Source organism: Photobacterium jeanii (genome assembly GCF_001650345.1).
GTDB lineage: Bacteria > Pseudomonadota > Gammaproteobacteria > Enterobacterales > Vibrionaceae > Photobacterium > Photobacterium jeanii.
The window spans coordinates 1,055,517-1,070,494 of the sequence record NZ_LVHF01000033.1 but is presented as its reverse complement, the minus strand read 5'-3'; the positions used below and the strand labels follow the sequence as shown (position 1 = coordinate 1,070,494).

Here is a 14,978-nt window from a genome sequence, read left to right as displayed (position 1 = left end):
TTATGCTGGCAGTTGCTCATCTGGTTTGAAGTGCAATTTTTTTATCAAAAATTTGATATATCTATAATTTTTCGCACTTTATTTTTGTATTCCCCTAAAACAGCATCTACACCATACAGAGTAGTGGCAAAAAATAATAAGGAAATTCTTATGTCAAAGTTGACCTATGCTCTTCCATTGGCTCTGTTAATCTCAGGTGCAGCTCACGCAGTAAACGATAACCCTTGGTATGCGGGTGCCCGTATTGGTGGTACGCATTACAACAATTTCGAAGGAATAATTAAAAACGCTGATCTTGATAAAGATGATTTTGGTGGCGGCGTATTTATTGGTTATAACTTTGTTCCATGGTTCGCGTTAGAAGGTGGTTATACCCATCTTGGTAAATTAAAAGACAAGGCAAACAGTGATAATTACCTAGAAACTCAAGGTATTGACCTTGTAGGTAAATTTACATGGGGTGCGACGGAATCATTCGACCTGTTTGGTAAATTAGGTGGTTACGGATACCGAGTGAAATCGGGTGGTGAGAAAGAAAATGGTTTTGCACCAACGGCAGGTGTCGGTGCGGAATACTTCTTTACCGATAACCTATCAAGCCGTTTGGAGTACCAATACTACTTTAACCTAGGTGATAAAGATAAAACTGGTCGTACCGATGCACAGTTCTACGGCATTAGCTTAGTGTACAGCTGGGGTGCGCCAGCACCTATGCCTGTGGTTGAGCCTGAACCTGAACCAGTAGTGCAAGCGACGCCAGTAGAGCCAGTAATTACGCAGGTTGAGCCAATTACCGCATTGCTCCCATTTGCGTTCGATAGTAAAGCCCTAACGCAAGAAGACATTGATCGCCTTCAACCTATCGCTCAGCGTTTAGTAGATTACCCTGAAACAGAGCTTTTCGTTATTGGTCATACCGATAGCCGAGGTGCAGAAGCTTACAACCAAACCTTATCTGAAAAACGAGCTACTGTAGTGGCAACTTACTTAGCAGCTCACTTTGAGATTGATCCAAGCCGTATTAAAACAGAAGGTCGTGGTGAGTCTCAGCCAATTGCATCTAATGACACAGAGGAAGGTCGTGCGCAAAACCGTCGTGTAGAAGTCTACACACCAGGTTTTGAAATGCAGCAATAAGCAGTAACTTCTTCATCTCAATTATAAAAAGCGCCGCAAGGCGCTTTTTCTTTTGGCTGCTGAAAGTTTCAGCAATCGCATTCGACAAGGCTTGTTGCATTTATCCATCGTGCTAATCTGTTTGCAGTATCTTCAAAAATAAGAAGGGTAGAGGAACACATGGATATTAACTTTTCACCAAATGAAGCTCGTGTAATTGGTTGCCTCCTTGAAAAGGAAGTCACTACCCCTGATCAATATCCCCTGACATTAAACGCTCTCACCACGGCATGTAATCAGAAAAGTAGCCGTGAACCTGTGATGGCACTGAGCGAAGCGGAAGTTTTAGATACCATTGAACAACTTAAAGCTCGCCACTTTATTCAAGAAGTGACGGGGTTTGGTAGTCGTGTTGCGAAATATCAGCACCGCTTCTGTAATACCGAATTCAGCACGTTCCAATTTAATGAGCAAGAAAAGGGCGCGGTATGTGTCATGTTATTGCGCGGTGCTCAATCAGCCGGTGAAATTCGTACTCGAACAAACCGTTTGTGTAAGTTTAGCGATGTGAAAGAAGCCGAAAGTGTGCTGGATGGTTTGGCTGAGCATGCGAAAGGCCCATTCGTTATTAAGCTACCACGTGAGTCTGGTAAGCGTGATTGTCGTTACATGCACTTATTCAGTGGTGAGGTTGATGTTGAGAATTTCGTATCAGCGCCAGTGTCGTCAGCAAAACAAGTTAGTGCTGTTTCTGAAGAGCGCATTGTGGAGCTTGAAGAGCAAGTCAGTAGTCTAAAGCAAGAAGTTGCTGAGCTGCGTGAAATGCTCGAAAGTCTGACAAGTTAAACTTGTTTTAACGTTAGATTATTGTAGTAGGCTTGGCTGTTGCCAAGCCTTTAATTTATCAAATAGCTAAAGTTTATGTCTGAACAGCAAAGCGATCTGGAATCATCTGAATCGTCACTAAATACTGAAAAATTGTGGTATGTCTACCTGATCAGAACGCGTAGCAACAGTTTGTATTGTGGCGTAACTGTTGATGTGGAGCGCCGGTTTAAACAGCATCAAACAGGCAAACAAGGGGCTAAATCGTTAAAGGGGAAAGGTCCGTTAACTTTAGCGTGGTCAGAGTGTATTGGTAATAAACGCCAAGCAATGCAGATCGAATATCGGATCAAACGCTTAGTTAAAGCGAAAAAAGAAGCGTTAATTCAAGGGAAATGGCAGGTAACCAGCCTACTTGATAGCATCTAGCTGTATTCAAGTTTAAATTAAGCTAGCTCACCTTTATTCTTTTCACTTATATACCTGCAGTACTTATAACCTATTTCCCACAACCTCTGATTATTGCAACCAACATGACTTTTACCTGTCTATATGAGTATCGGACTAGGTGTGAGTGAGTTATGGTTTTGTAGCTTGCTTTAAGTGATTTTGTTAATTGAAATGCAGACATAATCAAGGTTTTCAGTTTTGCTATCTATCTGATAGAAATGGAAATTGCTTAACATCTTGATACTGGCTACACTCCACCCATAAGTTCTCAAGGTGTAATTCGTTATGGCACTTAAAGCCACTATTTATAAGGCACATATCAATGTTGCCGATCTTAACCGTCATGTTTATTTAGATGTTGGTCATACGCTTGCTCAGCATCCATCTGAGACTGAGCAACGCCTCATGCTGCGCTTGTTAACTTGGGGCTTAAATGCTTCTGAAGATCTTGTATTTACTAAAGGTTTGAGTGAAGTTGATGAGCCAGAGTTGTGGCATAAAAACTACAGCGACGAGATTGAAATGTGGGTTGATCTTGGCCTGCCAGATGAGAAGCGTATCCGTAAAGCGTGTAACAAAGCGAAGCAAGTGTTGATTGTCGCTTATGGTGATAACGCAACGGCACAATGGTGGCAGCAACATCAGCAGAAACTAGCGCCATACGCTAACCTTCAAATTGTTCAAATCCATGATGAATCTTTGGTGGAAATGGAAGGCTTGCTTGAACGTTCAATGCAGCTTCAACTTACCATTGAAGGTGAGCAAGCATGGCTAAGCTCGGATAAAGGTAGCTGCACCATTACGCCACAATGGCTAAAGCGAAACGACTAACGCACAGATAAACCTGCCCAGACCTATTGTTAACCATGATGAGGTTTGGTGTTAGATTTTACATGTTGCAATCATATAACTAGGGTAGCGTACAGTGCCCTAGTTATTGTGAACCGCAGTTTTTATATATTTGTTCTTCAGCCATATTTTGCCCCTCATGTTTTCGATAATGCATTTCTAACCTAAGTTATCGTCTTCCAACCAATGATGGTCGTTCATAAAAACGCAATTTACTTAGATGCATATCTTCATCAGTACCTTTCTTTTATGTAAAGAACTTAAACATTAGCAAAAATCTGTGTTCATAAATTGAACGATGTATTATTATTCGGGAACTAAATATAGACTGATCAGTCATAATCTCAAACATTCCAACCATTACAAAAAATATTATGAAAAAACGCTGGATTTCAGGCGCTATTGCTGTCGCTTTAGCTGCTGGTGGATACTTTTATTGGCAACCTTCTGCCGATGATGCAAACATGACACAACCTGTTTTAACGGTGGCAAAGGGCAGTATTGAGAAAACTGCTATTGCTGTTGGTAAAATTGTACCTGCACACTCGGTGCAGATTAAATCTCAACTTGAAGGGATTGTAGAAGAGATTTATCACCATACTGGTGAACAAGTCGAGGCGGGGACGGCGCTGTTTAAAATTAAGCCAAACCCAACCCCACAGAAGTTAACTCAAGCGACGACAGACGTTACAACCAGTCAAGCGCGTTTAGAGTCGGCTCTGCAAAAATTTGAAAACTTGGAAGGCTTAGTTAAAAACAAAGTGATTCCAAGTAACTACAGCGACTATATCCAAGCTAAGGCCGACTTACGCCAAGCCAAAGCGGATTTACGTCAGAAGCAGCAAAACTTGGATTTAATCCAAAGTGGCGAATCTTCAGTAGGTAAGTCTAAGTTGTCTTCAACTATCTATGCACCAATTTCAGGAACAGTGCTTAATGTACTGGTGGAAGTGGGCGAGCCGATCATTTCAACTGAGTCAAACCAAGCTGCCACTGTGATGATGTCGATGGCAAATATGGAAGACATTATCTTTAAAGGTAGCGTTAGCGAGCATGATGCGGCTCAATTGTCACCGGGCATGGCGGCAAACCTGACGATGGCACCGTACCCAGATGTGGTGGTTAACGCCAAACTTAACAAGGTTGCAGTTCAGTCAGAAAAACTTAATGCGTCGAACGGTCAGACAGCCAGCGGAAATTTTGATAACGGTTTCCAAATTGAAATTAACAAGATCCACTTTCCTGACGATCTTACTGTTCGATCTGGCTTCTCAGCCACGGCAAAAATCACGCTAAAAGCGGTGAATGATGTGCCGACCATTCCTGAGCGCGCACTGCAGTTTGAAGGTAGCAATCCTTCTGTGCTTATCCCTGATGAAAGTGAAGCTGGTTTCCATCCTCAGCCGGTAAAATTAGGGCTTTCTGATGGTATTAATGTTCAAGTACTTGAAGGTGTTGAGCAAGGACAAGAAATTCTCGATGCCAGCATGATGATGGGAGTACCAAATGCGTAAGCAAGCTCTAGCTTTAGCATGTGGTTTGGTACTTTTCACTGGGCAGGCATCTGCTCTCACTTTGTCGCAAGCATGGCAAGCGGCAAAAGAAAATGAACCTGAGTATTTGAAATCACAGCTCAACGAACAAATTAGCCAAGCTAATGTAGTACAAACTAAATCTGCACTTTTACCAGGGTTAAGTGCCAATGCTGGTGCGAAATGGAACGATAAAAACAGCGATGAAATTCGTTCTAGTTATGGCATTCAACTTAACCAAACGATTTGGGATAGCAGTCGTTGGCGTGAACTCGATGCCAGTGAAGCGCGCTTAATCAGTGCGAACTTACAAACCCTAGCTAAGAAAAACACGCTCGCAGAACAAGTGATCACCGCTTATCTCGATGTGGCTTCTGCGCAAGCGGCCTTAAAATTGGCAGAGCAGAAATACACCGAGAGTGAAAAGCTGTATTCACATACCGAGCTTCGTTATAAAGCCGGCAAAATCATGGCAACAGAGCTTGAAGATACTCGAGCTAACCATGTGGATGCAAAAGCAGCGATTCTCACCGCTCAGTCACGATTAATGGATAGCCAATCGGTACTTGCAAACTTGATCAATGCGATGCCTGATCAGGTTGATGAAGTGAAAGCGGATCAATTTGTTTCGCCGCCACTTCGCTATCAAGGTGAACAGGCTTGGCTGAAAAAAGCCAAAGACAATAGCCCGAACTTGTTGGTTGCACTCCAAAACTTAAAAGCTGCTCAGATAGATAAAAGTGTCGCTAAAGCAGGCTATTATCCGACTTTGAGCGGTCGCGTGAGTTTTAATGACGACATTAAATACAACAACAATGATTTATCCGCTGGCGTAACTTTAAGTATTCCGCTCGATCTTAATGGTTCGACGGGGGCGAAAGTGGATAAAGCAGCCTTACGTGTTCAACAAGCACAGCAAGATGTTAGGGCGGTAGAAATCAAGCTGACTCAAGATGTGCAAGTGCGTTACAGAAAACTCGCCATAGATTGGCAGCGTGTTGAAATGGCGCAACAACAAGTTGAGTCTCGCCAGAAAGTATTGTTTAGCAAAAAGTCTGTTTATCAAGCTGGTATGACCGACGCGCTCGAAGTGATTCGTGCTCATAACCGCTTATTTGAAAGTAAAAACTCTTTGCAGTCATTGCTTTATCAATACTGGAAGAACCGTGTTGCCTTGTTGAAAGCTGTTGGGCAGCTTGATGATAATGCCATTGCTATGGTTAGTCAGGCGCTTGAATCATGATGCTACTTCAGCAGATCTATCAAACACTGTTTGCGCATAAATTACGGGCTTTTTTAGCCGTGATAGCTGTGAGCTGGGGTGTATTGGCGGTATTGGTGCTGGTGGCGTTGGGTGAAGGTTTTTACAAAGTAAATGTTAAATCGTTTGCCGTGCTAATGAGTGATACTCAGTTGGCGATGGATGGCAATACCAGCTTACCTTGGCAAGGGCTGCCAGCAGGGCGTCAAATTACGTTTCGAGAAGAAACAGCACGACGCTTAGTTGAGCATCGGGAAGTGGATGCGGTATCGGTACTGTATTTCAAATGGGATGCAGCGGTAACGGATATGCAGGGTAGAAAATTACCGGGCTATATTCGTGGTGCTGATCAAGATTATGTTGAACTTCGTAATGTTCGCTTAAGCCAAGGCTCGCGAGGAGTTAACCCAAGTGATATGAATAATCATACTCGGGTTGCGGTGATTGGTTGGCAACTAGCTGCGCAAGGTGGCATGTCTGTAGGCTCGCAATTTAAGGTAAATGGTGTGCCGTTCACTGTTGTAGGCGTTACAAGACAAGCTGAAGGCGGTAGTGCTTTTGGTCAACGTGAAGATAGCCAAGTCATTATTCCATCGACCACATTCCTCGACTTGTGGCAAGAAAAGCCAAAGCAGTTATGGGTTAAACCTCACCCTGGGGTATCCGGTGCTTTACTGCGTAAAAGTCTGCAGCATTATTTCGCTAAAATTGAGCACTTTAATCCCAAAGATCCTAACGCCATCTGGCTACCAAATTTTGGTGAAGACGCTAAGTTTTTCGATGCTTTATTGCGTGGTATCCAGGCGTTCCTTGGTGCTAGCGGGATCATGACATTAGCTGTTGGCGCGTTAGGTGTCGCTAATATCATGTTTTTATCTGTGACTGAACGAACGCGCGAAATCGGTGTGCGTCTAGCCTTGGGGGCTAAACAACGGGATATCTTAAATCACTTTATTCTTGAAGGTTGCCTTTTGGTGGCGTTTGGCTGTGGTTTGGGTGTGACGCTAGCATACCTTGTTGTTCATTCTTTGAATGCTTGGGGTGTACCACCTTGGTTAGGTGTACCCGAAATTACCTCAGGATCTTTATGGCTTACCGTATCAGTTACCTTGGTTCTCGCCTTGCTAGCCGCGTGGTTCCCTGCGTTACGTGCCGCAAAGTTAACACCTGTAATCGCGTTGAGTGCAAGGAGGTAACATGATTCCATTTCGTCAGATATTTCAAGAAATGGCAGCAGAGAAACTTCGCCTTGGCTTAATGATATTAGCGATAGCATGGGCGACTGTGTGTATCACCTTTATGTTATCGGTCGGCGAGGGTTTGCGCCAAGGGTTAACGCGCCATGCTGAAAGTGGTAATGGTAAATTGATCCGTGTGATGGGAGGGATGGCGACAGTTAACCACGGTAAATTTACGCAAGGTAAACAACTTAATCTCTATCCTCAAGATGTTGAATTACTTCGCGTATTACCTGCGGTTGCTCACGCTGAGGCTGTGGTGACATGGGATAAGCAAGTTACCAAAGATAAGCAGTCGACATGGCGTTCGCCAATGGCGGTTTCACCCCAGTATCAAGCAATGATGGGGTTTTCGATTGAAGAGGGTGGTCGCTGGCTTAATCCGTTGGACATGAAAGAGCAGCGAAAAGTGATTGTGCTGGGTAACAGCGCTGCCGTTGAACTGTTCTACAAAGGTGAAATTACTGATTGGGATAACCTGCCTAAGCTAACACGCTCACCTGTGGGCGAAACAGTTAAAATCGGTGAAGAGCAATTTACTGTGATTGGGGTAATGAAACCAACAGGGATGCGAGTTGGTGAAGGTGTTCCGGGTAATTACGCTGTCTTTATTCCGTTCTCAACATGGCAACGTTTTAATGTAAACGCGGCTATTAGTGCTCTTGAAGTTGCCCCTAACCCTAATGTTGATCGCATTAAGCTAGCACAGACAATTCGTCAGGTTGTCAGTCGTAAATATGGCGCGAGTCTGGAAGATCAGCAAATCATTCAAATTGAAGATATGTTGATCCGTCAGAAAACCATGAAGAGCTTTTTAATGGGATTACAAACCTTCCTAGGTGTGATTGGTTTGGTCACTTTATTGGTGGCGGGTGTGGGTATTGCTAATGTGATGTATGCCACGGTGAAACGTGCGACACGTGATATTGGGGTGCGAATGGCGATTGGTGCCACCCCAACAAACATCACCTTGCATTATATTACGCAAGCATTTTTGACCATGGGAATGGGAGGCACGATTGGTCTGCTGATTTCCAACTTGGCAGTCACCGCCTTGTCGTCAATTCCTATTGAAGGTAACTATTTATATGAAGAGCTTGGTCGTCCAGTACCAGAGCTTTCCTTGCCTGTAGTGGCAGTTGTAATTGGTGCACTTGCGTTAGTTGGATTATTAGCGGCATGGTTTCCTGCCCGCCAAGCAGCCAGTGTGACACCGCTTGAAGCACTTCAAGGCGAGTAAAAGGTAATAAAGATGTCTTTAGTTGAATTAACAGAAATCACCAAGACCTACCAAACCGGTGATGAAGTCGTAAACGCGCTTGATAACGTGAGTTTACGTATCGAGAAAGGTGAGTTTCTTTCTATTCTTGGCCCTTCGGGGTCGGGTAAGTCGACCTTGATGAATATGCTTGGTTGTTTGGATAAAGCCACCAGCGGTGATTACCATCTAGAAGGACAGTTAATTTCAGGCTTGAATAGCAACCAGTTAGCTGCGATCCGAAATCAAAAAATTGGTTTTGTTTTTCAAAGCTTTAATTTGCTGGAATACGCCAGTGCTTTGGATAACGTCGCTCTGCCTTTGGTTTATGGTGGTGTGTCACTCAAAGAGCGTCGCCAACGTGCTGCTGTATTGTTGGAAAAGGTTGGTCTTGGTAATCGAATGCACCATAAGCCGAATCAATTATCTGGTGGTCAAAAGCAGCGTGTCGCTATCGCACGAGCTTTGGTTAATGAGCCGCAAATTATCTTAGCCGATGAGCCAACAGGGGCGCTTGATACTAAGTCCGGTGCTGAGATTGAAGCGTTGTTTAATCAGCTTCATCAAGAAGGGCGAACACTGATTGTGGTTACTCATGATCTAGAGTTAGCGCAGCGAACTAAAAGGATCATCACGATCCGAGATGGTAAATTGGTTGGAGATGAAGTACCGAGCGAGCCTTTAGGAGTCATTTAAAGGTTGAGCAAAGTAAGTTGCTTCAAGAATTAAGCATCGAGAATGTAAGCAGCGCGACATAAGTAATAGAAGGGCTGGGCGTATAAGCGTTCAGCCCTTCTTTTTTCAACTTTAGAAGCGCGTCGCAGCACTATTTATCTTGGGCGGATAGAATCTTCATTCCAAATAATTATCTTAACCCTTTCAATTTTCACATTTTTTACGCCAGAGCCTTTGGTGATATAACTCGGATTGAATGGGTAAGTCTGAGTAATCAATAGCTTCGTTGGTCAAAATTTATGAATAACCAATATAACTCTCAAGTTTCTTACCATTACGCGGCTTACAGGCCACCCCTGCATGACATGATCTTAGCGTCGATTTTATCGCAAGATGGTAAATACGAATGCGCGATTGATGTGGGCTGTGGTACGGGGTTATCGACGGTGGCGCTAAGTCCATACTGCAAGCTTGTATATGGCGTTGAGCCCAGTGAAGCGATGTTGGCTAAAACCACAGATACCGACGGTATTCAATATCTATCAGGTACAGGAGATGCAATCCCGCTACCAGATCATTTGGCGAGCTTAGTCACATTTGCTGGCTCTCTGTTCTATGCCAAATCGGATGCTTTGATTGTGGAGTTGCAGCGCCTTTGCAAGCCTAAGGCAAAAGTGGTGGCTTACGATTTTGAAGTTCAGCTGCAAGCCGTGATGAAGCGGTTAGGTATCGAGCTAGAAATGAGTGAAGGTGGTTATGATCACGCCATTAATTTTAGTGACAGCAAAGCGTTTCAAGAGTTATTTGTGAATACGGAAACACTACAACTAGAGGTTAGTGCAAAACAGTTAGCGCATATCTTATTTTCTTCAGCTAAACGTTTTCACGCCTTTACGATGCATTTTGGTGAAACCAATACTTTTGAGTTAGTGCAAGCGAAACTAGAAGAGATATCGCACACGCATAAAGTTGAGATTGATACTTATAGCTCTGTTTATTTGATTAAATAGTTAAGAGCGAGCACTCATCATTTCAACACCTAACCAGTTGTTTTACCAATTTGTTGTGACTACTCGTTTGAACTCTTAGTTTTTAGCTTTTGGCTCTAGGCATGAAGACTGATGGGCCCTATCTATGGAATAAATAGGGCTGAATAGGCGAGGAGAGGCTTAGCTATTACACAGGCTGTATAGTGCCATTAAGCATTCTCCTGCGCGTCTTGTTGTTTGATGACCTTATGCCCATCTTCAGCTACACCTTGCTTCCAGTAGCTGCTGATATAGATATTTTCTCGGTCGACTTCTTTTTCATTGCGGAAGTAACGGCGTAATGCGCGCATTGAATCAAACTCACACGCAGACCAAACAGAGACTTTTCCCTCTAACCAAGGTAGAGATTTTACTTTATCTTCTAGTGATTCATTGCCCGTTAACCACATCACTTGAATATTCTCTGGTGCCTCAATGGACTGAATGTCATCGCTATCAATCACTTTAATAACGGCATAGCCTTTGGCATCCATTGGAAGTTGGCGGATTTTTGCTGAAAGAGCGGGTAGCGCGGTCATGTCCGCAGTCAGGAAGAACCAATCAGCTTCCATGTTTAAACTACTGATGGTGCCCGGACCTGCAATATTGATAGTGTCGCCAACGCTAACCTCCATTGCCCAGCGCGCAGCAAATCCACATTGTAAGTCGTGGGTAATATGACGAACAAAATCAACTTCAATCGCGTGGCTATTTGGTAGAAAACGGCGGATGGTATAGGTGCGCATGACAGGTCGTTGGTCAGTGTCAAGCTCACCTAAATCTGTATTACCTGCTGGTGTGAACAGTAATTTAATGTAGCCGCCTTCGCAATCTTGAGGAAAATCAGCAAGCTCATCGCCCTGCAACATGATACGTTGCATATTCGGTGTGATTCGTTGTGAGTCGCTTACAGTAAGCTGTTTAGGGGACGGCTTTTTCATATAACTTAACTTCCTTTTTTGTAATGATTCTCTTTTGCGTTAAGGTAGCAATACTTTCATGATGAAGATAGCGCCTTGTGTTAATTATTACGGTTAACTTAAGTTTTGTATGGCTTAGGTGTCATAAAGTCACTTTGATAAGATCGCTATAAACGCCTTTATTGTCTTTCTTTGAATAGCGAGAAGGTCGACATGGAAAAATTAGCACAAGATATTTGGATTTTTGATGGTGAAGCGGTGCCATTTTTGAGCTTACCTTTCACCACCCGTATGACGGTTGTTCGTCTTAGTGATGATCAATTGTGGATCCATAGCCCGATTAAAATCACAGAGCAGATTCAAGCTCAACTAGCTGAATTAGGTACAGTGCGCTTTTTAATCGCGCCTAATCACCTGCATCATTTATTTTTAGCTGAGTGGCAGGCGGCATACCCAAATGTTCAATGTTTTGGTACCGATGAAGTAATAAAAAAGAGAGATGATCTTACCTTTGATGCTTCGTTGAATGACACGCAAGTATGGTCTTGGCAAGACGAGATCGAACAGGTGTTATTTTCAGGCTCGCCATTAATGGAAGAGTGTGTTTTCTTTCATAAAGCATCGCAAACGTTAATTGTCACCGATTTAGTCGAGAATTTCCCGAACACTAGCTTTAACTACTGGCAGCGTTTAGTCGCAAAAGGCGTGGGTATTTTAGCGCCAAACGGCAAGATGCCATTAGACTGGCGGTTGAGTTTTTTGTTTGGTAAAGCGCAGGCTCGCCAACATATGTCCCAAATATTTGAGTGGCAACCCGAAGTTTTAGTGATGGCGCACGGTGAAATCATCACCAATAATGCACAATCATTTCTAAAGCGTTCATTTCGTTGGCTTATTTAGCTAATATCTTGTTTGATTAAGCGATTGTTCGCTTGTGGTTATCATTAGAATATAGGATAGACGCTATGCAACCTGCACCAATTAAGCCTGAAATTACTTACGATGACTTTGCGAAATTAGATATTCGCGTCGGAACGATTGTTGAGGTTTCCGAAGTTGCTAAGTCGGATAAGTTGATGAAGCTGACAGTCGATTTTGGCGATCACCAGCGCTCAATTTTGGCTGGTATTAAACAAGAACGCGAAAATCCAAAAGAGATTGAAGGTAAACAAGCGCTGTTTGTGGTGAATCTACCTGAACGTAAAATGGCTGGTGAGCTTTCTCAAGGTATGTTGTTTGATATTGGTTACGAAGACAAGCTAACACCATGTTTGGCAACGCCTGAAACACCACTACCAAACGGTGCTCGTGCAGGTTAATTGTACTCGTATATGTATGTCATTGGAGGGAGCCTTGAACACTGAAAGATTTATTTCTCATATCGCGATCTGGGGAATAAAAGCTTATCAGCGGTGTATCTCTCCTTATAAAGGTTTCTGTTGTGCACATGCCTCTTTGCATAAAGGGGATTCTTGCTCGCAAGCCGTTCTTAATATTATTGCAGCGCAGGGTGTTATCGGCGGTCGCGTTGCAATTAAAACGCGCTTCCATCATTGCCATTTAGCACATCAGTCGTTAGTACAGATGAATGCGAATAAGAAAAATAGACCCAAACGACGTAAACGCGATCAAATAGACTGTTGTGATCTTCCGCTATCGACCCATTGCGATTGTGATTTTATCTCATCGTGCGATTCTCTTGATTTACCCTGCGAGTGTTCACTGCATTCTATTAGCCAGAAGGTACGTTCTGTATTACATCGAAAGACGAAGGTTAGGTAAAAACTAAATAATCTAACCAGTCAATTGAAGGTTAATCTTGAGCCAAGGAAGGTAAATGTCTGAACAAAAAGTGGTATGTAATGACAAAACTGTGCGAAGAGAGGCGGGGTTTTGGTCACCCGCGATCCATGCGTTGTTATCGTATTTAGAAGATCAAGGCTGTGACTTTGTGCCTCGTGTTATCGCGCTTGGTGAAGATAGTATTGATAGAAAACAGTATGAAGAGTTGAGTTTGATTGAAGGCGATGTGTACGATTATCCGTTAACGGGGGCGATTGCGACAGAGGAGGCTTTGATATCAGTCGCTCAGTTATTACGTCGCTATCATGATTTCACTGAAGGCTTTTTAAGCTGGAATCAAAAAACGAACTGTTATCAGCACAACAATATTGCGCCACAAGGCAGTACTTGTCAGCAAGGTGGTGAGCTTGTTTGGATGCTTTCGCCAAAAGCCCCACCAGAAGTGATCTGTCACGGTGACTTTGCACCTTACAATGTTGCGTTACGCGGTAACGAAGTGGTGGGCGTATTTGATTTTGATACTGCACACCCAGCGCCAAGAATATGGGATTTAGCGTACGCGATATATTGTTGGGCGCCGTTTAAAACCACGGCACCGGATGTGATGGGAGATCTCAAAGCGCAATGTAAACGAGCGAAGATATTCTGCCAAGCTTATGGTTTTCCTGTGCACGACAGGCAAGAATTAGTTTCTATGATGATTCAACGTTTACAAGCTTTAGTTACCTTTATGCACGATGAGGCGGCTAAAGGTAACCAAAGCTTTATTGCGAACCTGCAAGATGGCCATGATCAGGCCTATTTGTCCGATATTGAATATCTGCGCCAGAATCAAGATGTTATTAGCCGCTTGCTCACGGTGAAATAACGGGGCACGGCTGAATAGTACGATTAGCTAGTTCAAGCTCTACTAAGTTCGATTAAGCAATACTTCAACCAATAACTGCATGGTGCTCAAAGAGCAAATACGCATCGTGTACGCCTTGAATCAGCATTTGCATACCAATGACGGTTAAAATTAACCCCATCAATCGAGTTGTAATACTGATGCCGTTTTCACCGACTTTATCGATGAGCTTAGGACCAAATAGAAAACAGACCAGTGTAATCAAGCACAACATAGCAAAGGCAATGATAGTGACTACGATATGTAGCATCTCGCCGGATGCCGAGTAGTTCATGGCTGTTGCTATGGTGCCGGGCCCTGCCAATATCGGTAAGGCTAGTGGTGAAATAGCGATGTCTTTATCGCTGTCATTTTCTGGGTTAGCTGTTTCGCTATCAGAACTACTCGCTTGGGTGTGTAATTTAGACGAGCTACCTTGAAGCATATGATAGCCCACTAAGAAGACTAAAATGCCACCCGACAGTCGTAATGCTGGCAGTGTGATACCAAATAGCTCGAAGATCCCTTTTCCTAACAAACAAAAAGCAGCGATGATAATAAAAGCTGTTGTTAGCGCTTTTATTGCTGTTTTTTTTCGTTGAAATGGCGATTGATCACCTGTCATGCCAACAAAGACAGCAGTGTTAGCAATTGGGTTCATCATGGCAAAAAAGCCCATAAATACAGTGACAGCAGTAGTTCCAATATCATGCATTTGAAGTGTACCTAGTTACTTATTTAATAACTCAACACTAGCACTAATGAATCTATACACTGTGATTTAAGGCTAATTCCATTATCTTAAGCAATTTGGTTTAACAGAATTTATTCCGAGCGCAATAAATTGCTCTGCGCTGCTTCGGTTAGAGGGATTTCTCGTCTCGAACGAGTTTTATGATCTTGTGGGCTTTTTCAAAGTGATCAAGCTGGTGGGTTTGGATCCACCATGTTGCGACTTCCATTAATTCATTTGGCTTGTCATTCTTGTTGGCAAAGAAGGCATAGAAAGAGACACCGACATTATCACCTTTCTTAGCGATCTTGCTCTGGCATACTTCGATGATTTTATTACGCATTGCGATGTTCATGTCGTCATCCTGATTGAAAATTAAACATATAATTGGCGGTGAGTGCTAG

17 protein-coding genes are annotated in these 14,978 nt (G+C 43.2%); 14 read left to right on the top strand and 3 right to left on the bottom strand.

From position 1 onward, the window contains the following. Window positions 1-150 precede the first annotated feature (150 nt). The 10 genes from A3K86_RS22260 (at window position 151) to A3K86_RS22215 (ending at window position 10,214) form a co-directional block, all read left to right on the top strand. The gene (locus A3K86_RS22260) at window positions 151-1,137 is read left to right on the top strand and encodes an OmpA family protein (RefSeq protein ID WP_068336882.1); all 987 of its coding nucleotides are present in this window, start codon (window positions 151-153) and stop codon (window positions 1,135-1,137) included. A gap of 159 nt (window positions 1,138-1,296) precedes the next feature. Continuing rightward, window positions 1,297-1,962 carry a YceH family protein gene (locus A3K86_RS22255; RefSeq protein WP_068336880.1) on the top strand — a complete coding sequence of 222 codons (666 nt, stop codon included), beginning with the start codon at window positions 1,297-1,299 and terminating at the stop codon, window positions 1,960-1,962. Between the two features lie 75 nt (window positions 1,963-2,037). After that, on the top strand, window positions 2,038-2,370 hold the full coding sequence (locus A3K86_RS22250) for a GIY-YIG nuclease family protein (RefSeq protein ID WP_068336876.1): 333 nt from the start codon (window positions 2,038-2,040) through the stop codon (window positions 2,368-2,370). 306 nt (window positions 2,371-2,676) lie between these two features. Further along, entirely contained in the window at window positions 2,677-3,222 is a 546-nt protein-coding gene (locus tag A3K86_RS22245; RefSeq protein ID WP_068336873.1) for a YaeQ family protein, read from the top strand. A 392-nt stretch (window positions 3,223-3,614) separates the two neighbouring features. Beyond that, on the top strand, window positions 3,615-4,754 hold the full coding sequence (locus tag A3K86_RS22240) for an efflux RND transporter periplasmic adaptor subunit (RefSeq protein WP_068336862.1): 1,140 nt from the start codon (window positions 3,615-3,617) through the stop codon (window positions 4,752-4,754). Further along, entirely contained in the window at window positions 4,747-6,015 is a 1,269-nt protein-coding gene (locus tag A3K86_RS22235) for a TolC family protein (protein ID WP_068336859.1), read from the top strand. The genes A3K86_RS22240 and A3K86_RS22235 overlap by 8 nt, the downstream gene beginning before the upstream one ends. Beyond that, complete coding sequence (locus A3K86_RS22230) at window positions 6,009-7,229, top strand: ABC transporter permease (RefSeq protein ID WP_068336858.1); 1,221 nt, start codon at window positions 6,009-6,011, stop codon at window positions 7,227-7,229. The genes A3K86_RS22235 and A3K86_RS22230 overlap by 7 nt, the downstream gene beginning before the upstream one ends. 1 nt (window position 7,230) lies before the next feature. Further along, window positions 7,231-8,511 (top strand): ABC transporter permease, encoded by a 1,281-nt coding sequence (locus tag A3K86_RS22225; protein ID WP_068336855.1) that lies wholly within the window; start codon window positions 7,231-7,233, stop codon window positions 8,509-8,511. A 12-nt stretch (window positions 8,512-8,523) separates the two neighbouring features. Continuing rightward, window positions 8,524-9,225, top strand: coding sequence for an ABC transporter ATP-binding protein (locus A3K86_RS22220; protein ID WP_068336852.1), 702 nt, complete (start codon window positions 8,524-8,526; stop codon window positions 9,223-9,225). Between the two features lie 278 nt (window positions 9,226-9,503). Then, a complete protein-coding gene (locus A3K86_RS22215; RefSeq protein ID WP_068336849.1) occupies window positions 9,504-10,214 on the top strand; it encodes a class I SAM-dependent methyltransferase in 711 nt (236 codons plus the stop codon). 188 nt (window positions 10,215-10,402) lie between these two features. Here A3K86_RS22215 and A3K86_RS22210 read toward each other — a convergent pair whose 3' ends face one another. Next, on the bottom strand, window positions 10,403-11,173 hold the full coding sequence (locus tag A3K86_RS22210) for a siderophore-interacting protein (protein ID WP_068336845.1): 771 nt from the start codon (window positions 11,171-11,173) through the stop codon (window positions 10,403-10,405). A 192-nt stretch (window positions 11,174-11,365) separates the two neighbouring features. On the opposite strand from A3K86_RS22210, the gene A3K86_RS22205 reads away from it, so the two are divergent. The 4 genes from A3K86_RS22205 to A3K86_RS22195 all read left to right on the top strand — a co-directional run bounded on the left by A3K86_RS22205 (window position 11,366) and on the right by A3K86_RS22195 (window position 13,823). Then, a complete protein-coding gene (locus tag A3K86_RS22205) occupies window positions 11,366-12,052 on the top strand; it encodes a DUF4336 domain-containing protein (protein ID WP_068336842.1) in 687 nt (228 codons plus the stop codon). A gap of 65 nt (window positions 12,053-12,117) precedes the next feature. Then, window positions 12,118-12,471, top strand: a complete 354-nt coding sequence (locus A3K86_RS22200; protein WP_068336841.1) for a tRNA-binding protein — start codon at window positions 12,118-12,120, stop codon at window positions 12,469-12,471. A 16-nt stretch (window positions 12,472-12,487) separates the two neighbouring features. Further along, a complete protein-coding gene (gene yidD / locus A3K86_RS23165) occupies window positions 12,488-12,934 on the top strand; it encodes a membrane protein insertion efficiency factor YidD (RefSeq protein WP_084406732.1) in 447 nt (148 codons plus the stop codon). 55 nt (window positions 12,935-12,989) lie between these two features. Next, a complete protein-coding gene (locus tag A3K86_RS22195; protein ID WP_068336838.1) occupies window positions 12,990-13,823 on the top strand; it encodes a phosphotransferase enzyme family protein in 834 nt (277 codons plus the stop codon). 64 nt (window positions 13,824-13,887) lie between these two features. Here A3K86_RS22195 and A3K86_RS22190 read toward each other — a convergent pair whose 3' ends face one another. Further along, complete coding sequence (locus A3K86_RS22190; protein ID WP_068336835.1) at window positions 13,888-14,556, bottom strand: MarC family protein; 669 nt, start codon at window positions 14,554-14,556, stop codon at window positions 13,888-13,890. Between the two features lie 148 nt (window positions 14,557-14,704). Further along, window positions 14,705-14,929 carry a DUF6500 family protein gene (locus A3K86_RS22185; protein ID WP_068336833.1) on the bottom strand — a complete coding sequence of 75 codons (225 nt, stop codon included), beginning with the start codon at window positions 14,927-14,929 and terminating at the stop codon, window positions 14,705-14,707. Window positions 14,930-14,978 lie beyond the last annotated feature (49 nt).

Bases quoted from the DNA above. Each gene is read 5' to 3' on its own strand.
- A3K86_RS22260 (WP_068336882.1), top strand. From the start codon at position 151: ATGTCAAAGTTGACCTATGCTCTTCCATTGGCTCTGTTAATCTCAGGT.
- A3K86_RS22255 (WP_068336880.1), top strand. From the start codon at position 1,297: ATGGATATTAACTTTTCACCAAATGAAGCTCGTGTAATTGGTTGCCTC.
- A3K86_RS22250 (WP_068336876.1), top strand. From the start codon at position 2,038: ATGTCTGAACAGCAAAGCGATCTGGAATCATCTGAATCGTCACTAAAT.
- A3K86_RS22245 (WP_068336873.1), top strand. From the start codon at position 2,677: ATGGCACTTAAAGCCACTATTTATAAGGCACATATCAATGTTGCCGAT.
- A3K86_RS22240 (WP_068336862.1), top strand. From the start codon at position 3,615: ATGAAAAAACGCTGGATTTCAGGCGCTATTGCTGTCGCTTTAGCTGCT.
- A3K86_RS22235 (WP_068336859.1), top strand. From the start codon at position 4,747: ATGCGTAAGCAAGCTCTAGCTTTAGCATGTGGTTTGGTACTTTTCACT.
- A3K86_RS22225 (WP_068336855.1), top strand. From the start codon at position 7,231: ATGATTCCATTTCGTCAGATATTTCAAGAAATGGCAGCAGAGAAACTT.
- A3K86_RS22220 (WP_068336852.1), top strand. From the start codon at position 8,524: ATGTCTTTAGTTGAATTAACAGAAATCACCAAGACCTACCAAACCGGT.
- A3K86_RS22215 (WP_068336849.1), top strand. From the start codon at position 9,504: ATGAATAACCAATATAACTCTCAAGTTTCTTACCATTACGCGGCTTAC.
- A3K86_RS22210 (WP_068336845.1), bottom strand. From the start codon at position 11,173: ATGAAAAAGCCGTCCCCTAAACAGCTTACTGTAAGCGACTCACAACGA.
- A3K86_RS22205 (WP_068336842.1), top strand. From the start codon at position 11,366: ATGGAAAAATTAGCACAAGATATTTGGATTTTTGATGGTGAAGCGGTG.
- A3K86_RS22200 (WP_068336841.1), top strand. From the start codon at position 12,118: ATGCAACCTGCACCAATTAAGCCTGAAATTACTTACGATGACTTTGCG.
- yidD (WP_084406732.1), top strand. From the start codon at position 12,488: ATGTCATTGGAGGGAGCCTTGAACACTGAAAGATTTATTTCTCATATC.
- A3K86_RS22195 (WP_068336838.1), top strand. From the start codon at position 12,990: ATGTCTGAACAAAAAGTGGTATGTAATGACAAAACTGTGCGAAGAGAG.
- A3K86_RS22190 (WP_068336835.1), bottom strand. From the start codon at position 14,556: ATGCATGATATTGGAACTACTGCTGTCACTGTATTTATGGGCTTTTTT.
- A3K86_RS22185 (WP_068336833.1), bottom strand. From the start codon at position 14,929: ATGAACATCGCAATGCGTAATAAAATCATCGAAGTATGCCAGAGCAAG.